24 protein-coding genes are annotated in these 18,617 nt (G+C 65.3%); 15 read left to right on the top strand and 9 right to left on the bottom strand.

What is annotated here, in order from left to right; genetic code table 11:
• The first annotated feature begins 31 nt into the window (after positions 1-31).
• Both AQ619_RS11000 and AQ619_RS10995 read left to right on the top strand, forming a co-directional pair.
• A complete protein-coding gene (locus AQ619_RS11000) occupies positions 32-340 on the top strand; it encodes an SCP2 sterol-binding domain-containing protein (protein WP_062147236.1) in 309 nt (102 codons plus the stop codon).
• Between the two features lie 4 nt (positions 341-344).
• A complete protein-coding gene (locus AQ619_RS10995; RefSeq protein ID WP_062147233.1) occupies positions 345-1,310 on the top strand; it encodes an alpha/beta fold hydrolase in 966 nt (321 codons plus the stop codon).
• On the opposite strand, the gene hisN is transcribed toward AQ619_RS10995, so the two are convergent.
• Both hisN and AQ619_RS10985 read right to left on the bottom strand, forming a co-directional pair.
• Positions 1,291-2,127 (bottom strand): histidinol-phosphatase, encoded by an 837-nt coding sequence (hisN, locus tag AQ619_RS10990; protein ID WP_062147230.1) that lies wholly within the window; start codon positions 2,125-2,127, stop codon positions 1,291-1,293. The two genes, AQ619_RS10995 and hisN, sit on opposite strands and share 20 nt — an antisense overlap.
• Before the next feature lie 42 nt (positions 2,128-2,169).
• Entirely contained in the window at positions 2,170-2,553 is a 384-nt protein-coding gene (locus AQ619_RS10985) for a helix-turn-helix domain-containing protein (protein WP_062147226.1), read from the bottom strand.
• 127 nt (positions 2,554-2,680) lie between these two features.
• Here AQ619_RS10985 and AQ619_RS10980 point away from each other — a divergent pair, with 127 nt between their 5' ends.
• Positions 2,681-3,610: a lysophospholipid acyltransferase family protein gene (locus AQ619_RS10980; protein WP_062147221.1), complete on the top strand. Its 930-nt coding sequence runs from the start codon at positions 2,681-2,683 to the stop codon at positions 3,608-3,610.
• On the opposite strand, the gene AQ619_RS10975 is transcribed toward AQ619_RS10980, so the two are convergent.
• The 5 genes from AQ619_RS10975 to gcrA form a co-directional block, all read right to left on the bottom strand.
• Positions 3,607-4,122, bottom strand: a complete 516-nt coding sequence (locus AQ619_RS10975) for a response regulator (protein WP_062147218.1) — start codon at positions 4,120-4,122, stop codon at positions 3,607-3,609. The genes AQ619_RS10980 and AQ619_RS10975 overlap by 4 nt on opposite strands.
• Positions 4,123-4,201: 79 nt before the next feature.
• Positions 4,202-5,002: a M23 family metallopeptidase gene (locus AQ619_RS10970; RefSeq protein WP_062151597.1), complete on the bottom strand. Its 801-nt coding sequence runs from the start codon at positions 5,000-5,002 to the stop codon at positions 4,202-4,204.
• A 47-nt stretch (positions 5,003-5,049) separates the two neighbouring features.
• Complete coding sequence (locus AQ619_RS10965) at positions 5,050-5,271, bottom strand: DUF2093 domain-containing protein (RefSeq protein ID WP_062147215.1); 222 nt, start codon at positions 5,269-5,271, stop codon at positions 5,050-5,052.
• 27 nt (positions 5,272-5,298) lie between these two features.
• Positions 5,299-6,822, bottom strand: coding sequence for an exodeoxyribonuclease VII large subunit (gene xseA, locus AQ619_RS10960; protein WP_062147211.1), 1,524 nt, complete (start codon positions 6,820-6,822; stop codon positions 5,299-5,301).
• 77 nt (positions 6,823-6,899) lie between these two features.
• A complete protein-coding gene (gcrA, locus tag AQ619_RS10955; RefSeq protein WP_062147208.1) occupies positions 6,900-7,430 on the bottom strand; it encodes a cell cycle sigma 70 cofactor GcrA in 531 nt (176 codons plus the stop codon).
• A gap of 327 nt (positions 7,431-7,757) precedes the next feature.
• Between gcrA and AQ619_RS10950 the strand changes: the two genes are divergently transcribed.
• From AQ619_RS10950 to AQ619_RS10935, 4 genes are all read left to right on the top strand, one after another.
• On the top strand, positions 7,758-8,579 hold the full coding sequence (locus AQ619_RS10950) for an ABC transporter permease (protein ID WP_062147205.1): 822 nt from the start codon (positions 7,758-7,760) through the stop codon (positions 8,577-8,579).
• Positions 8,580-8,730: 151 nt separating this feature from the next.
• Positions 8,731-9,951: an aspartate aminotransferase family protein gene (locus AQ619_RS10945; protein WP_084745926.1), complete on the top strand. Its 1,221-nt coding sequence runs from the start codon at positions 8,731-8,733 to the stop codon at positions 9,949-9,951.
• 114 nt (positions 9,952-10,065) lie between these two features.
• The gene (gene argF, locus AQ619_RS10940; RefSeq protein WP_062147199.1) at positions 10,066-11,001 is read left to right on the top strand and encodes an ornithine carbamoyltransferase; all 936 of its coding nucleotides are present in this window, start codon (positions 10,066-10,068) and stop codon (positions 10,999-11,001) included.
• A 230-nt stretch (positions 11,002-11,231) separates the two neighbouring features.
• Positions 11,232-12,140 (top strand): Hsp33 family molecular chaperone, encoded by a 909-nt coding sequence (locus tag AQ619_RS10935; protein WP_062147196.1) that lies wholly within the window; start codon positions 11,232-11,234, stop codon positions 12,138-12,140.
• Between the two features lie 110 nt (positions 12,141-12,250).
• Here AQ619_RS10935 and apaG read toward each other — a convergent pair whose 3' ends face one another.
• Together apaG and metZ are read right to left on the bottom strand one after the other, a co-directional pair.
• A complete protein-coding gene (apaG, locus tag AQ619_RS10930) occupies positions 12,251-12,715 on the bottom strand; it encodes a Co2+/Mg2+ efflux protein ApaG (protein WP_062147193.1) in 465 nt (154 codons plus the stop codon).
• Positions 12,696-13,880 (bottom strand): O-succinylhomoserine sulfhydrylase, encoded by a 1,185-nt coding sequence (gene metZ / locus AQ619_RS10925; RefSeq protein WP_062151594.1) that lies wholly within the window; start codon positions 13,878-13,880, stop codon positions 12,696-12,698. Before metZ ends, apaG begins: the two co-directional genes overlap by 20 nt.
• Before the next feature lie 159 nt (positions 13,881-14,039).
• Between metZ and AQ619_RS10920 the strand changes: the two genes are divergently transcribed.
• From AQ619_RS10920 to AQ619_RS10890, 8 genes are all read left to right on the top strand, one after another.
• A complete protein-coding gene (locus AQ619_RS10920) occupies positions 14,040-15,068 on the top strand; it encodes a 2'-deoxycytidine 5'-triphosphate deaminase (protein ID WP_062147190.1) in 1,029 nt (342 codons plus the stop codon).
• 333 nt (positions 15,069-15,401) lie between these two features.
• Positions 15,402-15,701, top strand: a complete 300-nt coding sequence (locus tag AQ619_RS10915; protein WP_062147187.1) for a hypothetical protein — start codon at positions 15,402-15,404, stop codon at positions 15,699-15,701.
• Between the two features lie 115 nt (positions 15,702-15,816).
• Positions 15,817-16,032: a hypothetical protein gene (locus tag AQ619_RS19355; protein ID WP_236849456.1), complete on the top strand. Its 216-nt coding sequence runs from the start codon at positions 15,817-15,819 to the stop codon at positions 16,030-16,032.
• Entirely contained in the window at positions 16,001-16,255 is a 255-nt protein-coding gene (locus tag AQ619_RS19350) for a hypothetical protein (protein ID WP_236849455.1), read from the top strand. The genes AQ619_RS19355 and AQ619_RS19350 overlap by 32 nt, the downstream gene beginning before the upstream one ends.
• Positions 16,256-16,280: 25 nt before the next feature.
• The gene (locus AQ619_RS10905) at positions 16,281-16,682 is read left to right on the top strand and encodes a hypothetical protein (protein ID WP_062147184.1); all 402 of its coding nucleotides are present in this window, start codon (positions 16,281-16,283) and stop codon (positions 16,680-16,682) included.
• Positions 16,679-16,873 (top strand): helix-turn-helix transcriptional regulator, encoded by a 195-nt coding sequence (locus tag AQ619_RS10900; RefSeq protein ID WP_062147181.1) that lies wholly within the window; start codon positions 16,679-16,681, stop codon positions 16,871-16,873. Before AQ619_RS10905 ends, AQ619_RS10900 begins: the two co-directional genes overlap by 4 nt.
• 26 nt (positions 16,874-16,899) lie before the next feature.
• Entirely contained in the window at positions 16,900-17,577 is a 678-nt protein-coding gene (locus AQ619_RS10895; protein ID WP_062147178.1) for a hypothetical protein, read from the top strand.
• A 95-nt stretch (positions 17,578-17,672) separates the two neighbouring features.
• A complete protein-coding gene (locus AQ619_RS10890; protein ID WP_062147176.1) occupies positions 17,673-18,572 on the top strand; it encodes an alpha/beta fold hydrolase in 900 nt (299 codons plus the stop codon).
• Positions 18,573-18,617: the final 45 nt, after the last annotated feature.

Below are 18,617 nucleotides of genomic sequence, written 5' to 3'. Positions count from 1 at the left end.
CAACACGCGAAAAAACAAGGAGATCGCGCAAATGGCCACGCTGCAGGAAATCACCGATCGTATCAAAGGCGCCGTGGGCGACGACAGCGGTCTGGGCAAGAGCCTGAAGTTCGACCTCAAGGACGCCGGTGTCGTGCACATCGACGGCGGTTCGGTCACCAATGAAGACAAGCCCGCCGACCTGACCATGACGCTCAGCATGGATGACCTGCTGGCCATCGGTGCCGGCTCTCTCGACCCCACCATGGCGGTGATGACCGGCAAGCTGAAGCTGTCGGACATGGGCGTGGCCATGGCGCTCCAGTCGAGCATGGCGGCGCTCTTCTCGAAGATGCGCTGATCCCATGTCGGAGCAGGCCCCTCTGGTATCAATTCCTGAGGCGCCGGTACCCGACCATGGAACGGCTGAATGGTTTGGCGGCGCGGATGGGGCAACCCTCCGCGCCGCTTGTTTTTTCCCCGAGCGAGAGCCTCGCGGTTCGGTGATCGTCAGTCCCGGCCGCAGCGAACCGATCGAGAAGTATTTCGAGGTCGTTCAGGACATGCTGGATCGCGGTTTCGCGGTTCTGGTCCACGACTGGCGCGGGCAAGGGCTGTCTGCCCGGGCTCTGCCCGACCGGCTCAAGGGGCACGCCAGGGGTTTCAAGCCCTTCTTGAGCGATTTCACGGCCCTTCTGGACACCTTCGAGGATCGCCTGCCCAAGCCCTGGATCGCGCTGGGCCACTCGATGGGCGGCTGCCTTACCACCCTGGCCCTGGCCCAGGGCGAACGACGTTTCTCGGCCTGTGTTCTGTCTGCCCCGATGCTGGGCCTCAATACCGGCAAGCGTCCCGCGCGCGCGGCGCGCGCCCTGGCCTGGACCATGGCCCGTGCCGGTTTCGCCGGTGACTATGCCCTGGGCGACCGGGGTGACCCCTACACGCACAGCTTCGCGACCGATGCCCTGACCCACGACCAGGCGCGCTATGAACGCTACCGGGCGCAGCTTCTGGCCCATCCGGACATCGCGCTGGGCGGGACGACCTGGGGCTGGATCGATTTCGCCTTCTCCGCCTGCGCCTGGCTGCGCCGCTCCCCAGGGGTGGAGGCCATTTCGATCCCGGTGACCATCGTCGGGGCCGGCGAGGATACCCGGGTCAAGAACGCGGATCTCAAGGCGATCGCAGACCGTATTCCCAGGGGCCGTTACCTCGAGGTCGAGGGGGCCTATCATGAAGTGCTGATCGAGACGGAAGCCCTCCGGATGCCGTTCTGGGTCGCGTTTGATGAGACAGTTGCGGCGATCGCGCCTATTTCGCCGACCGTCTGAGGGCCACCAGGGCCTCTTCGAGCGGCCGACGATCCCCCGAGATCACCATCTGCCCGCCGTGCTGGCCAATCGGCTGGCCGTGCCAGTCCGTCACCACGCCACCGGCACCTTCAATCACCGGTATGGCCGCCTCAATGTCCCAGGATTTAAGGCCGGCCTCGATGACCATGTCCATTTTGCCCAGGGCCACCATGGCATAGGCATAGGCATCGCACCCCAGCCTGGCCAGTTTTGCAGCCGCCCGGACCTGCAGCCAGGCCGCCCGTTCGGCCCCGTCAAAGCAGGCATCCGGATCCGTGGTGGCGATGATGGCGCTGGTCAGCGCCGGGCAGTCCCGGACCTGGATGCGGCGTTCGATACCGCGCGAAAGCAGGCGCGAGCCCCCGGCATGGCCGAGGAAGATTTCGCCGATATAGGGCTGGCCAATCGAACCGAGGACAGGGCGACCCTGATGGCGCAGGCCGATCAGAGTGGTCCAGACCGGCAGGCCGGAGATGAAGGCACGTGTGCCATCAATGGGGTCGAGCACCCAGACGAACTCGGCGTCGGGACGGTCCTCGCCATATTCCTCGCCGATCACGCCATGCTCGGGATAGGTCTTGGCGATCAGGGCGCGGATCGCGGCTTCAGCGCCACGGTCGGCCTCCGTCACCGGGTCGAAGGCGGCATGGCTCGCTGGCGGAAGATCCTTGCCGGCCCCCTTGTCTTCCAGCCCGTGGTCGGCCCGGAACAGGGGGAGTATGACCTCCGCAGAAGCGCGGTTCAGGTCGATGATGAAGGCGTCAAGCGCCGCAAGCCGGTCAGCAGAAAGCGTCATGGGCGGGGTTTAACGCCCCCGCCACACGTACGCCACTCACACTTATGCGTCAGCGTGCTCGCCGCCGTTCAAGGACTTGGCCAGATCCAGCAGGCGACGACGCGGACGCTCTCCGAGCAGGTAGTAGGCCCGGATCAGATCCAGGGTTTCCTTGCGGGCGAACATTTCGCCGCCTTCGGCGTCGCTGGTCGTTTCGCGGCGAACCTGGTCGGAAAGCCCGTCATAGAAATAGCCGACCGGAACTTCCAGCGCTTCAGACAGCTGCCAGAGGCGAGCCGCCGAGATACGGTTCGCACCGCACTCGTACTTTTGGATTTGCTGGAATCGCACGCCCACCGTGCCCGCCAGTTGCTGCTGGGTGAGGCCCAGAAGACGGCGGCGGCGGCGCAATCGCTTGCCCAGATGCACGTCGATGTCATTACCCATGGAAAGCCAAGCCCCCCTGTTAAGTATCGAGCGTCCCGAAACGGAACGGTCCGCTCTGACAGCCGCAAGTCGCGTGCCGGGCGAAGCGACATTGCGCGCGGCGTGCAAGCCAGCCTACTAAGAAGGCATGTCGGATAAGCGTCGGCCTTGGGCCCAGGATCTGCTCTGGCGCATGGAAGCGCTGGGCTTTGACCTCTTCATCGCGTTGTTTCGCCTTCTGGGCGTGGACGCGGCGTCAAGCCTTGGCGGCTGGATCGGCCGGACCTTTGGTCCCCTGAGTGGCGCGCACAAGGTGGCCGAACGCAATTTGCGGCTGGCCTTCCCGGAAAAGGACGCCGCCTGGCGCGCCGAGACCCTGGTCGCGCAATGGGACGGTCTGGGGCGCTCCTTTGCAGAATTCCCCCTGATGGACAGGATCCTGCCCTCCACCGGCCGTGTCGAGGTGGTCAACAAGGAACGCCTGGCCGAGATCGCCGAGAAGAAGATCCCGGTCGTGTTCGTGTCAGGCCACCTGTCGAACTGGGAGGTGATGCCGGCGGCGATCGTCGACTCCGGGGTCATCTGCGAAATGACCTACCGGGCGGCCAACAATCCCTATGTGGACAAGCGCATCAAGGACAGCCGGTTCCGCTATGGCGTCAGGCTGTTTGCCCCCAAGGGCGGTGATGGTGCCCGTGAACTGCTGGAGGGGATGAAGGAAGGCCGGTCCGTCGCCCTGATGAACGATCAGAAGTTCAATAATGGCGTGGCTGCGCCGTTCTTTGGCCACGACGCGCGCACCGCGCCAGGCCCGACGCGACTGGCGATCCGTTTTGGCACGGTGCTGCAGCCAATGTCCGTGCAGCGCATCAAGGGCGCGCGGTTTCGGGCCGTTGTGCATGACCCGATCGTTCCGCCTTCGACCGGCGATCGCTCCGCGGACATCGAGGCCGGCGTGCGGCTGATCAATGCCTTCATGGAAGACCGGATCCGCGAGCGTCCGGCCGAGTGGTTCTGGGTACACCGCCGTTGGCCCAACGAGGTCTATGCGGCCCTGGCCGCTCAGGCCGAGGACTAGATTTCCACCGTGTCGCGGTTTGAGCCTTCGCCCTTGCGGCGGAACGGGCCGGCATGGTTGGGATCGTCCCGCCGCCGGCGGCAGGGGCCGAAATAGTCCGCCGACCGAATGAATGGCCGGGGCTTGAAGATCACCGCGTCAATCCGGTCGAGCAGCGAGCGCGCCGTCACCGGCTTGACCACGATTTCGGTCACGCCGGAGTCGCGGGCCTCGAACACCCTGTGTCGTTCGGCGAAACCGGTCAGCATGATGATCGGCAGGAAGGGATCAGCGCTGTCGGGCGAATTGCGTACCAGCTGGGTGAACTGCACCCCATCCAGGGGGGACATCTTGAAGTCGACAATGGCGATGTCGATCATGCTCTCGCGCATGGCTTGCAGGGCTTCTGCACCATCGGTCGCTTCGCGAATGTGCCGAACGCCCACGCCATTCAGAATGGCGGCGACAATGGCCCGCATATGGTGGTTATCGTCCACCAGCAGAAAGCGCAAATTCGCGTAGTCCGCCGCCATGCGGTGGGTGTCTCCGTGTCTGTCCGTGACCCTGTCTCTGGATAGAGAGATCAGGCCTAACGAGTGGTTAATTTTCGCGCTAGAGTCGAGGCCTGCGCAGATCGACCATAAGGGACGGGTCAAGGTTGCGCCCCCGCCATTTCATGCGCCAGCAGAGATGGGGTCCCGTAGCGCGGCCCTCACGTCCCACGGCACCGATCTCCTGGCCCTGCGTGACCAAATCTCCGGCCATTACAATCACTTTTGATAGGTGAAGATAGGCGGTAATCAGGCCCTGTCCGTGGTCGATCAGAACGAGGCCGCCCTCGAAGTGCAGGCCCGTTTCGGCAAAGGACACCTGTCCGCCCGCCGGCGCTCGAACCGGTGTCCCGACAGGGGCGGCCAGGTCAACCCCAAAATGGGGACGCCGGGGCTCGCCATTGAGGATGCGCTGGCCGCCGAACCGTGCGGAGCGCCTGGCCCCGGTCACCGGAAGGACAAAACCGTCCTTGAAGGCGTCCAGGTCCGCCAGGCTGCTGAAGCCCTTCGCCTTGCGTTCGCCTTCGGCGGCGATGCGGGCCAGCAGAAGCGGGTCCTCCGGCGCGACCTGGTCGGCCGCCAGACCATTGATCTGCTGGATATCAAAATCGCCGGGGGCGATGGCCAGGGTTTGGCTGGCGGAACCGTCTGGTGTCGTGACCGTCAGGATCTGGGTGAGCGGGGCGTCGCGGTCGAAACCGAGGAAAAACCAGCCATCGGCCGAGGCCATACCGACAATCTCGCCGTCCAGATCAAGGGTGGCGAGGGGTGCTGTCCGACCTATGGCAAATCCACCCTGGACGAGCCGGCCGGACAGAACCAGCGGCGCGATAGCGGCGGAAGCCGGGGTGCCCAGACCGATAAGGGCCGGGCCGCCAAGGGCCAGGCCCGCCAGAAGCGCCCGGCGGTTCAGGCCGAGGTCTCTTGCCAGCGCTTCAGGGCCTCGGCCGGGCTGGCATAGGCTTCCTGCAATTCGGGGCTCCAGTAGCGCAGAGCCTCTAGCGAGACCTTGGCACCGGTGACGGCGCACAGCACATAGCGACCCGGCGACATGACGGCGAACTCGCCGTCGCCATAGTGGAGCACGGCCAGGCCGTCGGGCTTTCCGAGGTCGCGGTCATAAGCGTTCATGAGGTCCTTTTACGCCAATGCGGCGTCTCAGAACAGATCGCCTTGATCAGGTTTTGGTGTTGTCGGTTTCGGCCGCGCGGGTTTGGACGCAGCGGCTGCCAGCGGCGTGACGACGGGCGGTGCGCTGTTGTCGATCACGGCGTTGCGATCGCCGTCCCCGAACTGCAGGCTGACCCAGTCGCCGGGGCCCAGGCTGGCGGCCGAGCGGACGATTGAGCGATCCGCCTTGCGGACAAGGGCAAAGCCCATGTCCAGCGGTCGGCGAGGATTGAGGGATTGGCGAAGCTTCTCAAGACTGGCCAGCCGATCCTCGTCACGACGCAGGCGGCGCTCGCCGGCGGCGTTGAGGCGGCTCCACAGGGCCGGCAGGCGGGCATTCTGGGCGATGCGCTCGGGCGTGCGGCGTGCCGCCAGATCCAGGCGCTGGGTCAGGTCGGTCAGGCGGTCGGCCTTTTGCTGGCGCTGACGGCCCAGGGCCTCGGGCGAAAGGCGGGCAGTCACACGCAGCAGGGCCTGGGCATGGACAGCGGTATTGCGGCCGAGGGCGGCATCCAGTCGCCCGGCGGCGATATCGAACCGCTGCTGGGCCAGAGCCAGCAGGTCAGCCGGACGGGGCAGGCCGCGGGCGGCACTGACCAGGCGGGTGCGGCGATCCTCGATCAGCCTCGCGCCGCTGCGGTTGAGGCGGCGGTCATAGTCAGAGACCAGGGCACGAAGCTCGCCCAGCACCGGCGTGGCGATCTCGGCGGCGGCCGTCGGGGTGGGTGCCCGGCGGTCGGAGACGAAGTCGATCAGGGTCGTATCGGTCTCGTGGCCGACGGCCGAGATCAGCGGAATGTCGCTGGCTGCTACGGTGCGGGCCAGGGTCTCGTCATTAAAGGCCCACAGGTCTTCGACCGAACCGCCGCCGCGAGCGACGATCAGGATGTCGGGACGCGGGACGGCACCGCCCGGCGCGATGGCGTTGAAACCGCGGATGGCCCCGGCTACTTGGGCGGCGGCCTGATCGCCCTGAACGATGACGGGCCAGACCAGCACGTGGCAGGGCCAGCGGTCGCGGATGCGGTGCAGGATGTCACGGATCACCGCCCCGGTGGGGCTGGTGATCACCCCGACCACGGCGGGCATCGAGGGCAGGGGGCGCTTGCGGCTGGCCTCGAACAGACCCTCGCCGTGCAGCTTGGCCTTCAGCCGCTCCAGTTGGGCCAGCAGGGCCCCGACCCCGGCGGCCTCCATGCTTTCGATGACGATCTGATAGCGCGATCCGGCCGGATAGGTGGTGATCTTGCCGGTGACGATGACTTCCAGGCCGTGCTCGGGCCGCACGCCCAGGCCGCGCACGGAGCCCTTCCAGACCACGCCGTCGATTGCCGACTTGTCGTCCTTGATCGTCAGATAGACGTGGCCGTTGGAGTGGTGGGTGACCTTCGACAACTCGCCGCGCAGCCGCACATGGGAATAGCTGGTCTCCAGCGTGCGCTTCAGCGCAAAGGCCAGTTCCGAGACGGAATAGGCTGGCGCGTTGGAATCAGGGGCGGTGACGTCGGTCATCCGCACAGCATAAGGCCCTCCCCGACGAACGGGGAGGGCCGCATGAGAGACTTGTTTTTATGGGGTGTCGCTGAACGCTAGATGTAGCGGCGCAGCGAGCGGGCCAGCTCGGTGGGGCCAGCCTTCTTCTTGGATTGTTGCGGCTGGTAGGCCACCCGGGCGTGTTCGCCGCAATAGGGGCCTTCCGACGAGCGGCGGCCGCAGAAGGTGAAGCCGTCCGACGAGGGATCGCCGATCGGCCACTTGCACATGTGGGCGCCCAGGGTCAGGACGGTGGCCGAACCGGGCTGCTCATCGCGGAAGGCGGGCAGGGTCGGGGGCGCGACGCCGGCCGACACCACCGCCTGGACCGGAGCATGCTCCGGCGTGACGACCCGCCGAGGCGCGGACGGCATGGTCTGGGCGGCGGGCCGGGCCGGGCGTGGAGCCTTGAAGGCCGGACGCGCCGGTTGCGAGGGAGCCGCGCGGCCAGACAGGCCCAGACGGTGCACCTTGCCGATCACGGCGTTGCGCGTAACGCCACCCAATTGCTTGGCAATCTGACTGGCCGAAAGCCCGTCCAGCCAGAGCTTCTTCAAGGTGGTGACCCGATCGTCGGTCCAGCTCATACGCATCTCCCGCCATGTCATGAAGGCCGAGGCTTCCCCAAGCCCAGGACCCCATATCTGGTGTCTTGACCACCCCGCCGGCGGTCGTCCTACCAGATATCGTAAAGAAAACCTTAACCCACACAATGGGCGCCCAGTGGTCTGTCCACAGAAACTAGATGTTGATTTGGATCGGGTCCGACTTGCGTCCGGTGAGCGCAAAGCGCACATGCCGGTGGTTCGACAGCGCAGAATTGCCACCGGTTTCGACGGCAATCGCGCTATGGATAAGGGGTTCAGCGTTTTCGAGGTCCTCGAAAACCCGGGCGTCATTCGGGACTCGGATCTATGAAAGACATGGCAGACAGCGTCGTTCCGCCGCAGCCGCGCGACTATCACGGCTGGAACTGGAGCGGCTTCTTCACCCTCTATCAGCGCGAGATCCGCCGCTTCTGGAAGGTGGGCACCCAGACGGTCGCCGCGCCGGTGGTGACGACCCTGCTCTACATGCTGGTCTTCGTGGTCGCAGTCGGTCCCGCCCGTCAGGCCGTGGACGGCGTCAGTTTCGGGCAGTTCGTGGCCCCGGGCCTTATCATGATGGCCATTCTCAACAATGCCTTCGCCAACTCGTCCTCCTCGCTGATCCAGGCCAAGATGATGGGCCTGACGCCGGACTTTCTGACTCCGCCGCTGTCGCCCCTGGAGCAGGTCTCAGCCTTTGCCCTCGGGGCGGCGACCCGGGGTGTGGTGGTCGGGGCGGTTACGGCGATCGTGATTGGCGTCCTGCCGGGGGCCGGCCTGGGCATCGCCCATATCTGGCCGATCTTCTATTTCGGCATCGGCGCGTCGCTGATCCTCGGCCTCGCCGGCATTCTGGCCGGTCTGTGGGCCGAAAAGTTCGACCAACTCTCGGCCGTGACCAACTTCCTGATCATGCCGATGACCTTCCTGTCGGGGACCTTCTATCTGGTGGATCGACTGCCCGAGCCCTTCCGGTCGGCCAGTCACTACAACCCGTTCTTCTACCTGATCGATGGCTTCCGCTACGGGTTCATCGGCCACGCCGACGGCTCTATCCAGGTCGGGGTGATCGCGACAGCCCTCCTGACAATCGGCCTTTTCCTGTGGTGCTGGCACCTGTTCCGCACCGGATATCGCCTCAAGACCTGAGGGGGGTCACCCGGAAGCAACAGGGCGGACAATTTCCCTGAACTTGCCCTGGACCCTTCATTGACAGAGCGCTGTTCCGCGGCGACAACCTGCGGCCTTCCGGTCCCCGTGCGAACAGTGCGGGGGCTTATTTCCTTTCTGGGAGGCGGTCTTGACCAGCCCGACGTCGTCGCAGTCTTCGCAACAACACATCATGGGCGTCTACAATCGCGCCCCGCTTGCGTTCGACCGGGGCCGAGGCGCGCGCCTGTTCTCGACGGATGGTGAGGAATATCTGGATTGCGTCGGCGGCATCGCGACCGACGGTCTTGGCCATGCCCATCCGGTTCTGGTTGAAGCGCTGAAGACCCAGGGCGAGAAGCTCTGGCACGTCTCCAACATCTTCCGGATCCCCGAGCAGGAAGAACTGGCTGACAAGCTCTGCGCTCACAGCTTCGCGGATGTGGTGTTCTTCACCAACTCGGGCACCGAGGCCATCGAGTGCGCCCTGAAGACGGCGCGCAAGTACCACACGGCCAACGGCCAGCCCGAGCGCACCGAGATCTTCGGCTTTGACGGCTCGTTCCACGGCCGCTCCTATGCCGCAGTCAACGCCTCCGGCAATCCGAGCTATGTCGAAGGCTTTGGTCCCCGCCTGCCGGGCTACAGCCAGCTGAAGTTTGGCGATCACGACGCCCTGAAGGCGGCCGTTGCCCTGCCGACGACGGCAGCCATCATCGTCGAGCCGGTGCAGGGCGAGGGCGGCGCGCGTGCCATTCCCGAGCATTGCCTGGTCAGCCTGCGGGCGCTGTGCGACGAGCACGGCGTGCTGCTGATCTATGACGAGGTGCAATGCGGCATGGGCCGGACCGGCAAGCTGTTCGCCTATGAGTGGGCCCCGGGCGGCGAGCCGCACATCATGGCCGTGGCCAAGGCCCTCGGCGGTGGCTTCCCCGTCGGCGCGTGCCTGGCCACGACCGAGGCGGCCAAGGGCATGACCGTGGGCGTCCATGGCTCGACCTTCGGCGGCAACCCCCTGGCCATGGCCATCGGCAAGGCCGCGCTTGAAACGATCAACACGCCCGAGATCCTCGACAACGTGAAGACCGTGGCCGGCTATTTCGTCCAGCAGCTCAACGGTCTCAAGGATCGCTTTCCGGATGTCATCGTCGACATTCGCGGCAAGGGTTTCCTGATCGGGATCAAGCTGGTCGCCAACAATCGCGAGTTCATGGTTCTGGCGCGCGAAGAGAAGCTGCTGGTGGCCGGTGGCGGTGACAACTGCGTGCGTCTGCTGCCGCCGCTGAACCTGACCCTCGAAGAGGCCAGTGAAGCCATCGCCAAGCTCGAAAAGGCCTGCGAGGCCGCGCGGGCAAAGCTGACCGCCGCTTAACCCCGGAACTCTTACGCGCGTCCCGGCGAAAGCCGGGACCCAGCACACGCCCTCTCAAGTCCTGGAGAAATCCGGGCCCCGGCCCTCGCCGGGGAGAGCGGCGAGGGAATGGCAATGACCCAACCCCGGCATTTCATCGACCTGTGGAAGCTCGACGGCGCTACGCTGCGGCTGCTGCTTGAGGACGCCAAGGCCCGCAAGGCTGCCCGCCAGGGTTGGGGCAAGGGCAGGGTCGACGCCGACGCACCGGCGGACGGCCGGGTTCTGGCGATGATCTTCCAGAAGAACTCGACCCGTACCCGGTTCTCGTTCGACGCGGCGATCCGTCAGTTGGGCGGCAGCGGGATCATTTCGACGTCGAACGACATGCAGCTGGGTCGGGGTGAGACGATCGAGGACACCTCGCGCGTCCTGTCCCGGATGGTCGATGCCGTCATGATCCGCGCCAACAGTCACGCCGACGTCGAGCGCTTTGCCCAGGTTTCGACCGTGCCGGTGATCAATGGCCTGACGGACAAGAGCCATCCCTGCCAGATCATGGCCGATCTGCTGACCATCGAGGAACATCGCGGTGATGTCGGCGGCAAGACCATCGCCTGGGTCGGCGACGGGAACAATGTCTGCTCCAGCTTCATCCATGCCGCTCCGCTGCTCGGCTTCAAGCTGAAGATCGCCTGTCCGGCCGTCTATCATCCTGATCTGGTGGATCTGGCCCGCGCTGCCGATCTGCAGGGTCAGGTGACGATGACCGACGATCCCAAGGAAGCGGTGCGCGGAGCCGACGTGGTGGTGGCCGATACCTGGGTGTCGATGGGCGATACCGACCATGACGAGCGTCTGGCCGCCCTGGAGCCCTATCAGGTCGACGAGGCCCTGATGGACCTGTCAGCGCCGGACGGTGTCTTTCTGCACTGCCTGCCGGCTCACCGGGGCGAGGAAGTCACCGACGCCGTGCTGGACGGTCCGCGCTCCCTGGCCTGGGACGAAGCTGAAAACCGGATCCATGCCCAGAAGTCGATCCTGGCCTGGGCGTTCGGCGCGATCGGCTAGGGAGGGCGCCGGCCAGCGCCCGGTGGGGGTGGAACACTGGCCGGCTTTGCCGCTGCATATGGGCAGAAGCAGCGACCTTCTTGGGGTGCGCCGACTCTGCCTGTCCGACAATGGGCCCTGCGGTGGATCGTACCCATTATGGGAAGATCAGGATGGGGCGGACGTGGTGAGGTGTGGCCGCGACATCCAGGGGCTCGCATTTTCGCCGGAAGCCCCTATTTAACCGCCCCATGACTGACACCACCGCCATACCCGCCCTCGACGACATCGTTTCCGCCTTCCAGATCGAGGGCCTGCCCGTGCGCGGCCGTGTCGTTCGCCTCGGCGCAGCCGTCGACGAGGTCCTGACCCGCCATGACTATCCCGAGCCTGTCGCCAATCTGCTGGGCGAGGCCTGTGCCCTGGCGGCCCTGGTGGGCTCGAGCCTGAAGTTCGAAGGCCGGCTGATCGTCCAGGCCCAGGGCGATGGGCCGGTGCGCTATGTGGTGGTCGATTACGACACCAGCGGGGGCCTGCGCGGCTATTGCCGGTTCGATCCGGACGAGGTGGCCCAGGTTTCGGAAGGCTTTGCCCGTCCGGGTGCCAAGACCCTGCTCGGCGGAGGCGTGTTCATCATGACGCTCGACCAGGGGCCTGACATGGACCGCTATCAGGGCGTGACCCCGATCGAGGGCGAAACTCTCGCTTTGTGCGCTGAGCAGTATTTCCTCCAGTCGGAGCAGACCCCGACGCGCGTCCGTCTGGCTGTCGGTCAGGCTGACATCGGCCAAGGCCCGACCTGGCGGGCCGGCGGCATCCTGATCCAGTCGATCGCCGGCGATGAGACGCGCGGCGAGACCAAGGAGGCCTGGAACCACGCCCAGGCCTTTTTCGAAACGACCGGCGAGGACGAACTGATTGATCTGGCCCTGGGCACCCCGACACTACTGTGGCGGCTGTTCAATGAGGACGGCGTGCGTCTGCTGGAAGAAAAGCCGCTGCGGTCGTTCTGCCGCTGCTCGGAAGATCGTATCGGCGCCGTGATCCAGTCCTTCACCGATGCCGAGAAGGCCGAGATGATCGAGCCCGACGGCAAGATCCACGTGACCTGCGAGTATTGCTCACGGGTCTATGCCCTGGACCCCGCCGAGGTCGGCTAGAGCCATTTGTGACCCGGCACCTTCAAGTGAGTGTGCGAAACGCAATCCAATTCAGAGGTCTAGATCAGGCTTTTGATTGGCGGTGCGTTTCGCCACCCTGGGAATAGGCCCTAGTTCAGGCGCTTTGCAGCGCCGGGAAGGTGCAGGGAGAACTCTGGGATCTCGGCGTCAAACACCTCGCCGCCTTCGGTCATCATCTGGTAGCTGCCGCGCATGGCACCGGAGGGCGTGGGTAGGGGGCAACTGGAGACATAGCGGAACGCTTCGCGCGGCTTCAGTTCCGGCTGCTCACCGACCACGCCCGAGCCCTCGACTTCGTTGCAGCGATTGAGAGAGTCGGTGATCGCCCAGCGCCGGGCGACCAGATGCACGGTCTCGACGCCGTGATTTTCGATCTCGACCGTATAGGACCACAGGTACAGGCCCTCTTCCGGCGCCGACTCTTCCGGCAGATAGGCTGGCGCAACCCGCACGACGATGTCTCGCGTGCGGGCCTCATAGATGCCGCCATCGGTGCCTCTACGGCGACGGATCCGCTGCAGGGGCGGAGAGGTTTCACGCCTGGTCGAGCGCACGGATCACATCTCGGGTCAGATCTTCGAGGCTTTCGAGGCCGACGGACAGGCGAACGCCACCCTCGACAACGCCCAGTGAAGGGCGCTGGTCTTCGGGCACAGAGCGATGGGTGGTGGTCGGCGGATGGGTCGCCATCGACTTGGCGTCGCCCAGATTGTTGGAGATGTCGACGATCTCAAGGGCGTTGAGGAAGTTGAACGCGGCTTCGCGCGATCCCAGGTCGAGCGCCACCACGGTGCCGCCGCCGGTCATCTGCGACTTGGCGACATTGTGGCCTGGATGATCGGGTCGGAAGGGGTAGAGGACAGACCGGGTCTTCTTGTGCTCGGCCATGACATTGGCCAGGGCGAAGGCGGTGTCGGTCTGGCGACGGACGCGCAGGTCGAGGGTTTCGAGACCCTTGACCAGAACCCAGGCATTGAAGGGCGACAGCGAGGGGCCCGTATGGCGCAGGGCGTCGCGGTAGAACTCCTCGTTGATGGCCTCGCTGGTCAGGATCGCGCCGCCCAGCACACGGCCCTGGCCGTCGATATGCTTGGTGGCCGAATAGACCACGATGTCGGCACCAAGCTTGAGCGGCTGCTGGAAGATCGGGGTGGCGAAGACATTGTCGACTATGACCTTGGCTCCGACGGCGTGGGCCATCTCGGACACCGCCCGGATGTCGGTGATCTCCAGCACCGGATTGGACGGCGTCTCGATCAGCACCGCCTTTGTATTGGGGCGCATGGCTGCTTCCCAGGCCTTGGGATCGGTGGCGTCGACGAAGGTGGTCTCGACCCCGAAGCGCGGCAGCCATTCGGAGATCAGCCAGCGGCACGATCCAAACAGGGCGCGGCCGGCCACGACATGGTCGCCGGCCTTGACCAGACCCATCAGCGACATGTGGATCGAAGCCATGCCCGTGGCCTGTGCACGGCAGACCTCAGCCCCCTCCAGCAGGGCCAGGCGATCCTCGAACATCTTCACGGTCGGATTGTTGAACCGCGAATAGACGAAGCCGGGATCCTCGCCGGCGAAGCGGCGGTCGGCCCCCTCTGCGCTGTCATAGGTAAAGCCCTGGGTCAGGTAGAGCGCCTCAGCGGTCTCCATATACTGCGACCGGGCCAGCCCCCCGCGGATCAGCTTGGTCGCGATGTCCCAGTCTTTCGGGTCCTCGGCCACGGGGTCTTCCTTCTTCGGCGCGGAAAAGCCCGGCATAAGGGGTTTAGCGGCGCACACGGTCAAGGCGATGCGGACTGATTTCAACATCAGAATTGCTTCAGGCGAGCCGACGTCGCTGCAGCCTTGCCTTCCAGGCGAGCTTTAGCGACTGTCGCGCCAATGACCGACGCCCACACCGCAGGGATTCTGCCCTGCCAGACCATCGAAGACCTCATCGCCCAGGAGGCGATCACCGCTCAGACGCCGTTCGACGTCGATCAGGTGCAGCCCGCCAGTCTTGACCTGCGCCTTGGCGCGCGGGCCTGGCGCGTGCGCGCCTCGTTCCTGCCGGGCCTGGGGCGCCGTGTGACCGAGCGTCTAAAGGACGTGGCCATGCACGAGCTGGACCTGACCCGGGGCGCGGTGCTGGAGAAGGGCTGCGTCTATATCGCCGAATTGCAGGAACACCTGAAGCTCCCGCTCAATGTTTCGGCGCGCGGCAATCCCAAGAGTTCCACGGGACGGGTGGACGTCTTTGTCCGGCTCCTGACCAATCACAGCCGGGCCTTCGATGACGTTGATGCCGGCTATACGGGTCCGCTCTATATGGAGATTGCGCCCCAGACCTTCTCGGTGCTGGTGCGCTCCGGGACCCGGCTGAACCAATTGCGCCTGAAGCGCGGTGAGCCCGCCAAGCTCTCGGTCCGTAGTGTCGGCGTCGACCTGTCGCCGGGCATGGGCGGGATCGTCGGCTTCCGGGGCCGTCGCCACGCCGGCGTCGTCGATCTGGATCACGTCGACGGCCATGATCCCCGTGACTACTGGGAGCCCCTGGAAACACGCCATGGCGAGCTGCTGCTCGATCCCGGCGAGTTCTACATCCTGGCCTCCAAGGACGACATTGAGATACCGGTCCTTGAAGCTGCGGAAATGACTCCGATTGATCCTTCGGTCGGTGAGTTCCGAGTCCACTATGCCGGTTTCTTCGATCCAGGCTTTGGAACCGAGGAGGCCTCGGCCGTCGGGTCCAAGGGCGTCCTGGAAGTGCGCAGCCACGAGACGCCGTTCCTGCTTGAGGACGGACAGACGGTTGCGCGCCTCGTCTATGAACCCCTGACCGCCCGGCCGGCCCGGCTCTATGGCGAGGGCGGGTCGCATTACCAGCGGCAGGGTCTGAAACTATCCAAGCACTTCAAGGCCTGGTCCTGAGGCCCGACGCGGCCTGGGGCGTTAGGTCGCGCCCGGCTTAAGTCCCGCCTTAAGCCGACTCACGCTTAGCTCAGTTCACGAGCTTCAGACGGGTTGTAACGTCATGACACGTGAGCGGCGTAGTGGGCGAGGGCGGCTGGCGGGTCTTGCGCCCAGCGGCAGTCAGGCGTGAGGCGAACGGCTTCCATGCATCCGTCGCCAAGCCGTCGCGGCATTGCGTCACACCATATCTGGTGGATGAGATTCATTCAAACACAAGTGGTAGATATTGCTGGTCTGAGTGATCGAGTAGGGATCCCGTCTGGCGCCCCTGGTTTCCATGGAGGCCGCGTCATGGCCCGTCTCGGTTCCGATCCATTTTCAATCCTGCAGACCCGCATTCGTGCCTGGGAGGCCTGTGCCCGCATACCGGGCTGCGACAAGGCGGTCTGGCGGCAGGATCTCGCCGGGCGGGTGATCCGCTGGTCCGACTTCGGTGACCGGTTTTCGCGTTATGGCTGGGAGACCCGGATCTGCCCAAGCCAAAGCGTTCTGGGGCGTGCGCTCAAGCGATCGAGGATCGAAGCGATACACTGGCGGGGAGTCATGGGCAGCGATGCGTCGGACCCCTTTGACCTGCCCCGCGCAGCCTGAAGGGCTTGGCAGGCCTTACATTTAGTCGACGTGGCTAGACAAAAAGAAAAGCACGCTTGACATGTCATGTCAGGTGATGACAAATGTCCTTGTCATTTAGATGAGGGTGTTTGTCATGACCGAACAGATTGGACGTCAGGCCGCACGCCAGTCCCTGGCTCAGAAGATGTTGCTGGGAAGCAGCATCGTCGGTGCCGTCGTGGGAGCCAGCACCGTATTGCTGGGCGAACTCGGCATTTCCCTGCCGCCGGCCCTGATCCTTGGCGGGGGGGCTTGTGGCCGTCGTGGTCTTGCTCTGGGTGTCTGTCATCTATTGGCAGAACATCGATGAGGCCGCGCGGGAGGCTCACACCTTCGCCTGGTTCTGGGGCGGTTCCGGCGGTCTGCTGTTGATGCTGCCCGTCGCAGCGGCAATCCGGGGCGAGATCCTGATCGCCATGTTTGGCCAAAAGTCGCCGAGCGAATGGGTCTGGCTGGGATTTGGTGCCCTGCTGGCCGCCCAATTGATCGGCTACGGCCTGGTCTGGTCCATCTGGTGGCTGCGCCGACGCTGAAATCTCTGGAAAGGAGACCTAAATCATGGCCCAGGCCAAATCTGCTGCTGCGCGCCGTTATCTGGCCCGCTTCTTTCCCGCCATGTTGGCCTATGTCGTCGTCCTGTTCGGGTCGATCTGGGCGCTCGGGAACCTTGAACCCAAGGGACCCTTGCTCTGGCTGGTCGCCGTGGCTCCCGCCCTGCCGATCATCGCCGCCATCGCCGCCATGGGGCTCTACATGGTCGAGGAGACCGACGAGTTCCTGCGCGCCATACTGGCCCAGTCCATGCTTTGGGGCATCGGCGTGACCATGGCCCTCTGCACGGTCTGGGGGTTCCTGGAGAATGCAGGGCTGCTGCCGCATCCGCCGCTCTATCTGATCTTCCCGCTGTTCTGCGCCAGCTTCGGCCTGGCCCAGCCCTTTGTCAGCAGGAGGTATCGGTGAAAAATCGCCTCAAGGTCCTGCGCGCCGAGCGCGACTGGAGCCAGGCCGACCTCGCCGAGCGCCTGGAGGTCTCGCGCCAGACCATCAATGCCCTTGAGACGGGCAAGTACGATCCCAGCCTGCCTCTGGCTTTCAAGATCGCCCGTCTCTTCGGCCAATCCATCGAAACCATTTTCCAGGACGAGGCCTGAGGGCCGTCCCAAGCAGGAGCATCGCCATGACTGTTGCGTCGAAGTTCCCCAAGTTTTTTGCCAGCCCCAAGGTCAGGGTGGCTTCGGTTCTCGCCGTCTGCGGTGGCATCGTCGGCTTCGGATCGGGCATGCTGATCGGCAAGCTTGAAAAGGCCGGGGCCATGCGGGTCGAGGGACTGGGCTGGTCTGACCTTTTGTCCGGCCTGATTGCCATGTTGTTGATCGCGATGGGGGCCATGGTCCTGACCGTCAGTTTCAGCCGCAAGACGGCCAGCCGGGTGCTGGATCCGGGCAGCGCCCGTGATGCCACACCGGCCCAGGCCTCTTACTATCGCCAGCAGGGGCTGGTCTCGCTGCTGGCCGGTGTGATGCTGGCGGCTCCGGTCCTGGCCAATTCGGTCTTCGACCCGCTACCCTTTGAACTGGGCGCGGCCGTCATGACCGGCATTGTGGCGCTGTTCCTGGTCCAGACCGTCGGCAACCTGACCCTCTGGTCGCGGAGTGACGAGCTGGTGCGCCAGGTGATGGCTGAGACCGGGGCAGTATCCTTCTGGCTGCTGCAGGGCGCGCTGTTCCTGTGGGCCGCCGGCGAGAAGCTGAACCTGCTTCCATCCCTGTCCCTGTGGGACGCGGTCTCGGTGCTGATGGCCAGCTATCTCGTCATCGCCACCCTGATCTCGTCGCGCCGCGGCCTGGGCGGCTAAGGCTCGGCGCCGCCACATACGCCTCACACCCTAACCGTCTTCACCGGCCCGCACCGCCGAACGCTGTTGCGCGCCTGTTTCCCAGGACCCTTCCCATGTTCCGATCGCAAGCCCGGCCCCGGCTGTTCGTCATCATCATCGCCCTTCTGGCCGCCATAGGCGTTTTCGGCGGACACCACGCCCACGCCGCCGAACCCGTCGCCCGCATGAGCGTCACCGTTACGGGCAAGGGCCCCGACGTGATCCTGATCCCCGGGCTCGCCTCGTCAGGGGCGGTCTGGGACGCCACGGCCAAACAGCTCTCCGGGCGCTACCGGGTGCATGTCGTCCAGGTCGCCGGCTTTGCCGGGGCCCCGGTCGGCGGCAACGGGGAGGGCGCAGTCGTCGCGCCGCTGGTCGAAGCGATCGACGGCTACATCCGGTCAGCCGGTCTCAAGTCGCCGGCGGTGATCGGCCATTCGATGGGTGGCCTGACGGGCCTGGCCCTGGCGCGCCGCCATCCGGCCGACGTTGACCGCCTCCTGATCGTCGACAGCCTGCCCTTCTATCCGCTGCTGTTCTCGCCCGCAGCCACGGTCGAGGCAGTCCGGCCCCAGGCCGTGGGCATGCGCGACGGCCTGATCGCCATGCCGACCGAGAGCTTCGACGCCCAGCAGACCATGACCATGCCACGCCTCGTCAAGTCGCCGGAAGGCCTTAAGGCGGCCCTGGCCTGGTCGAAGACGACGGATCGCTCGGTGTTTGCCCGCGCCATGTACGACGTGCTGACCACCGATCTGCGCCCTGATCTGGCGGCGGTTACTGTGCCGACGGTTGTCCTCTATCCGTTCGATCCGATGATGGGTGCGCCCGTCGAGCGCGTTGAGCAGCTGTATGCCGGGGCCTATGCCGCGCTGCCGGGCGTACGCCTTGAGCGGATCGATGGGGCCTACCACTTCATCATGCTGGATCAGCCTGCGGCCTTCGCCGCTGCCGTCGAACGCTTTCTGAACTGACCCGGCCCGGCGGGCCGCGACGAGCCCGCTCCGGTCAGACTTCCC

It is taken from the genome of Caulobacter henricii (assembly GCF_001414055.1).
Lineage (GTDB): Bacteria > Pseudomonadota > Alphaproteobacteria > Caulobacterales > Caulobacteraceae > Caulobacter > Caulobacter henricii.
Note: the sequence above shows the minus strand (reverse complement) of the source record. Positions and strands in the feature narration are given on the sequence as shown.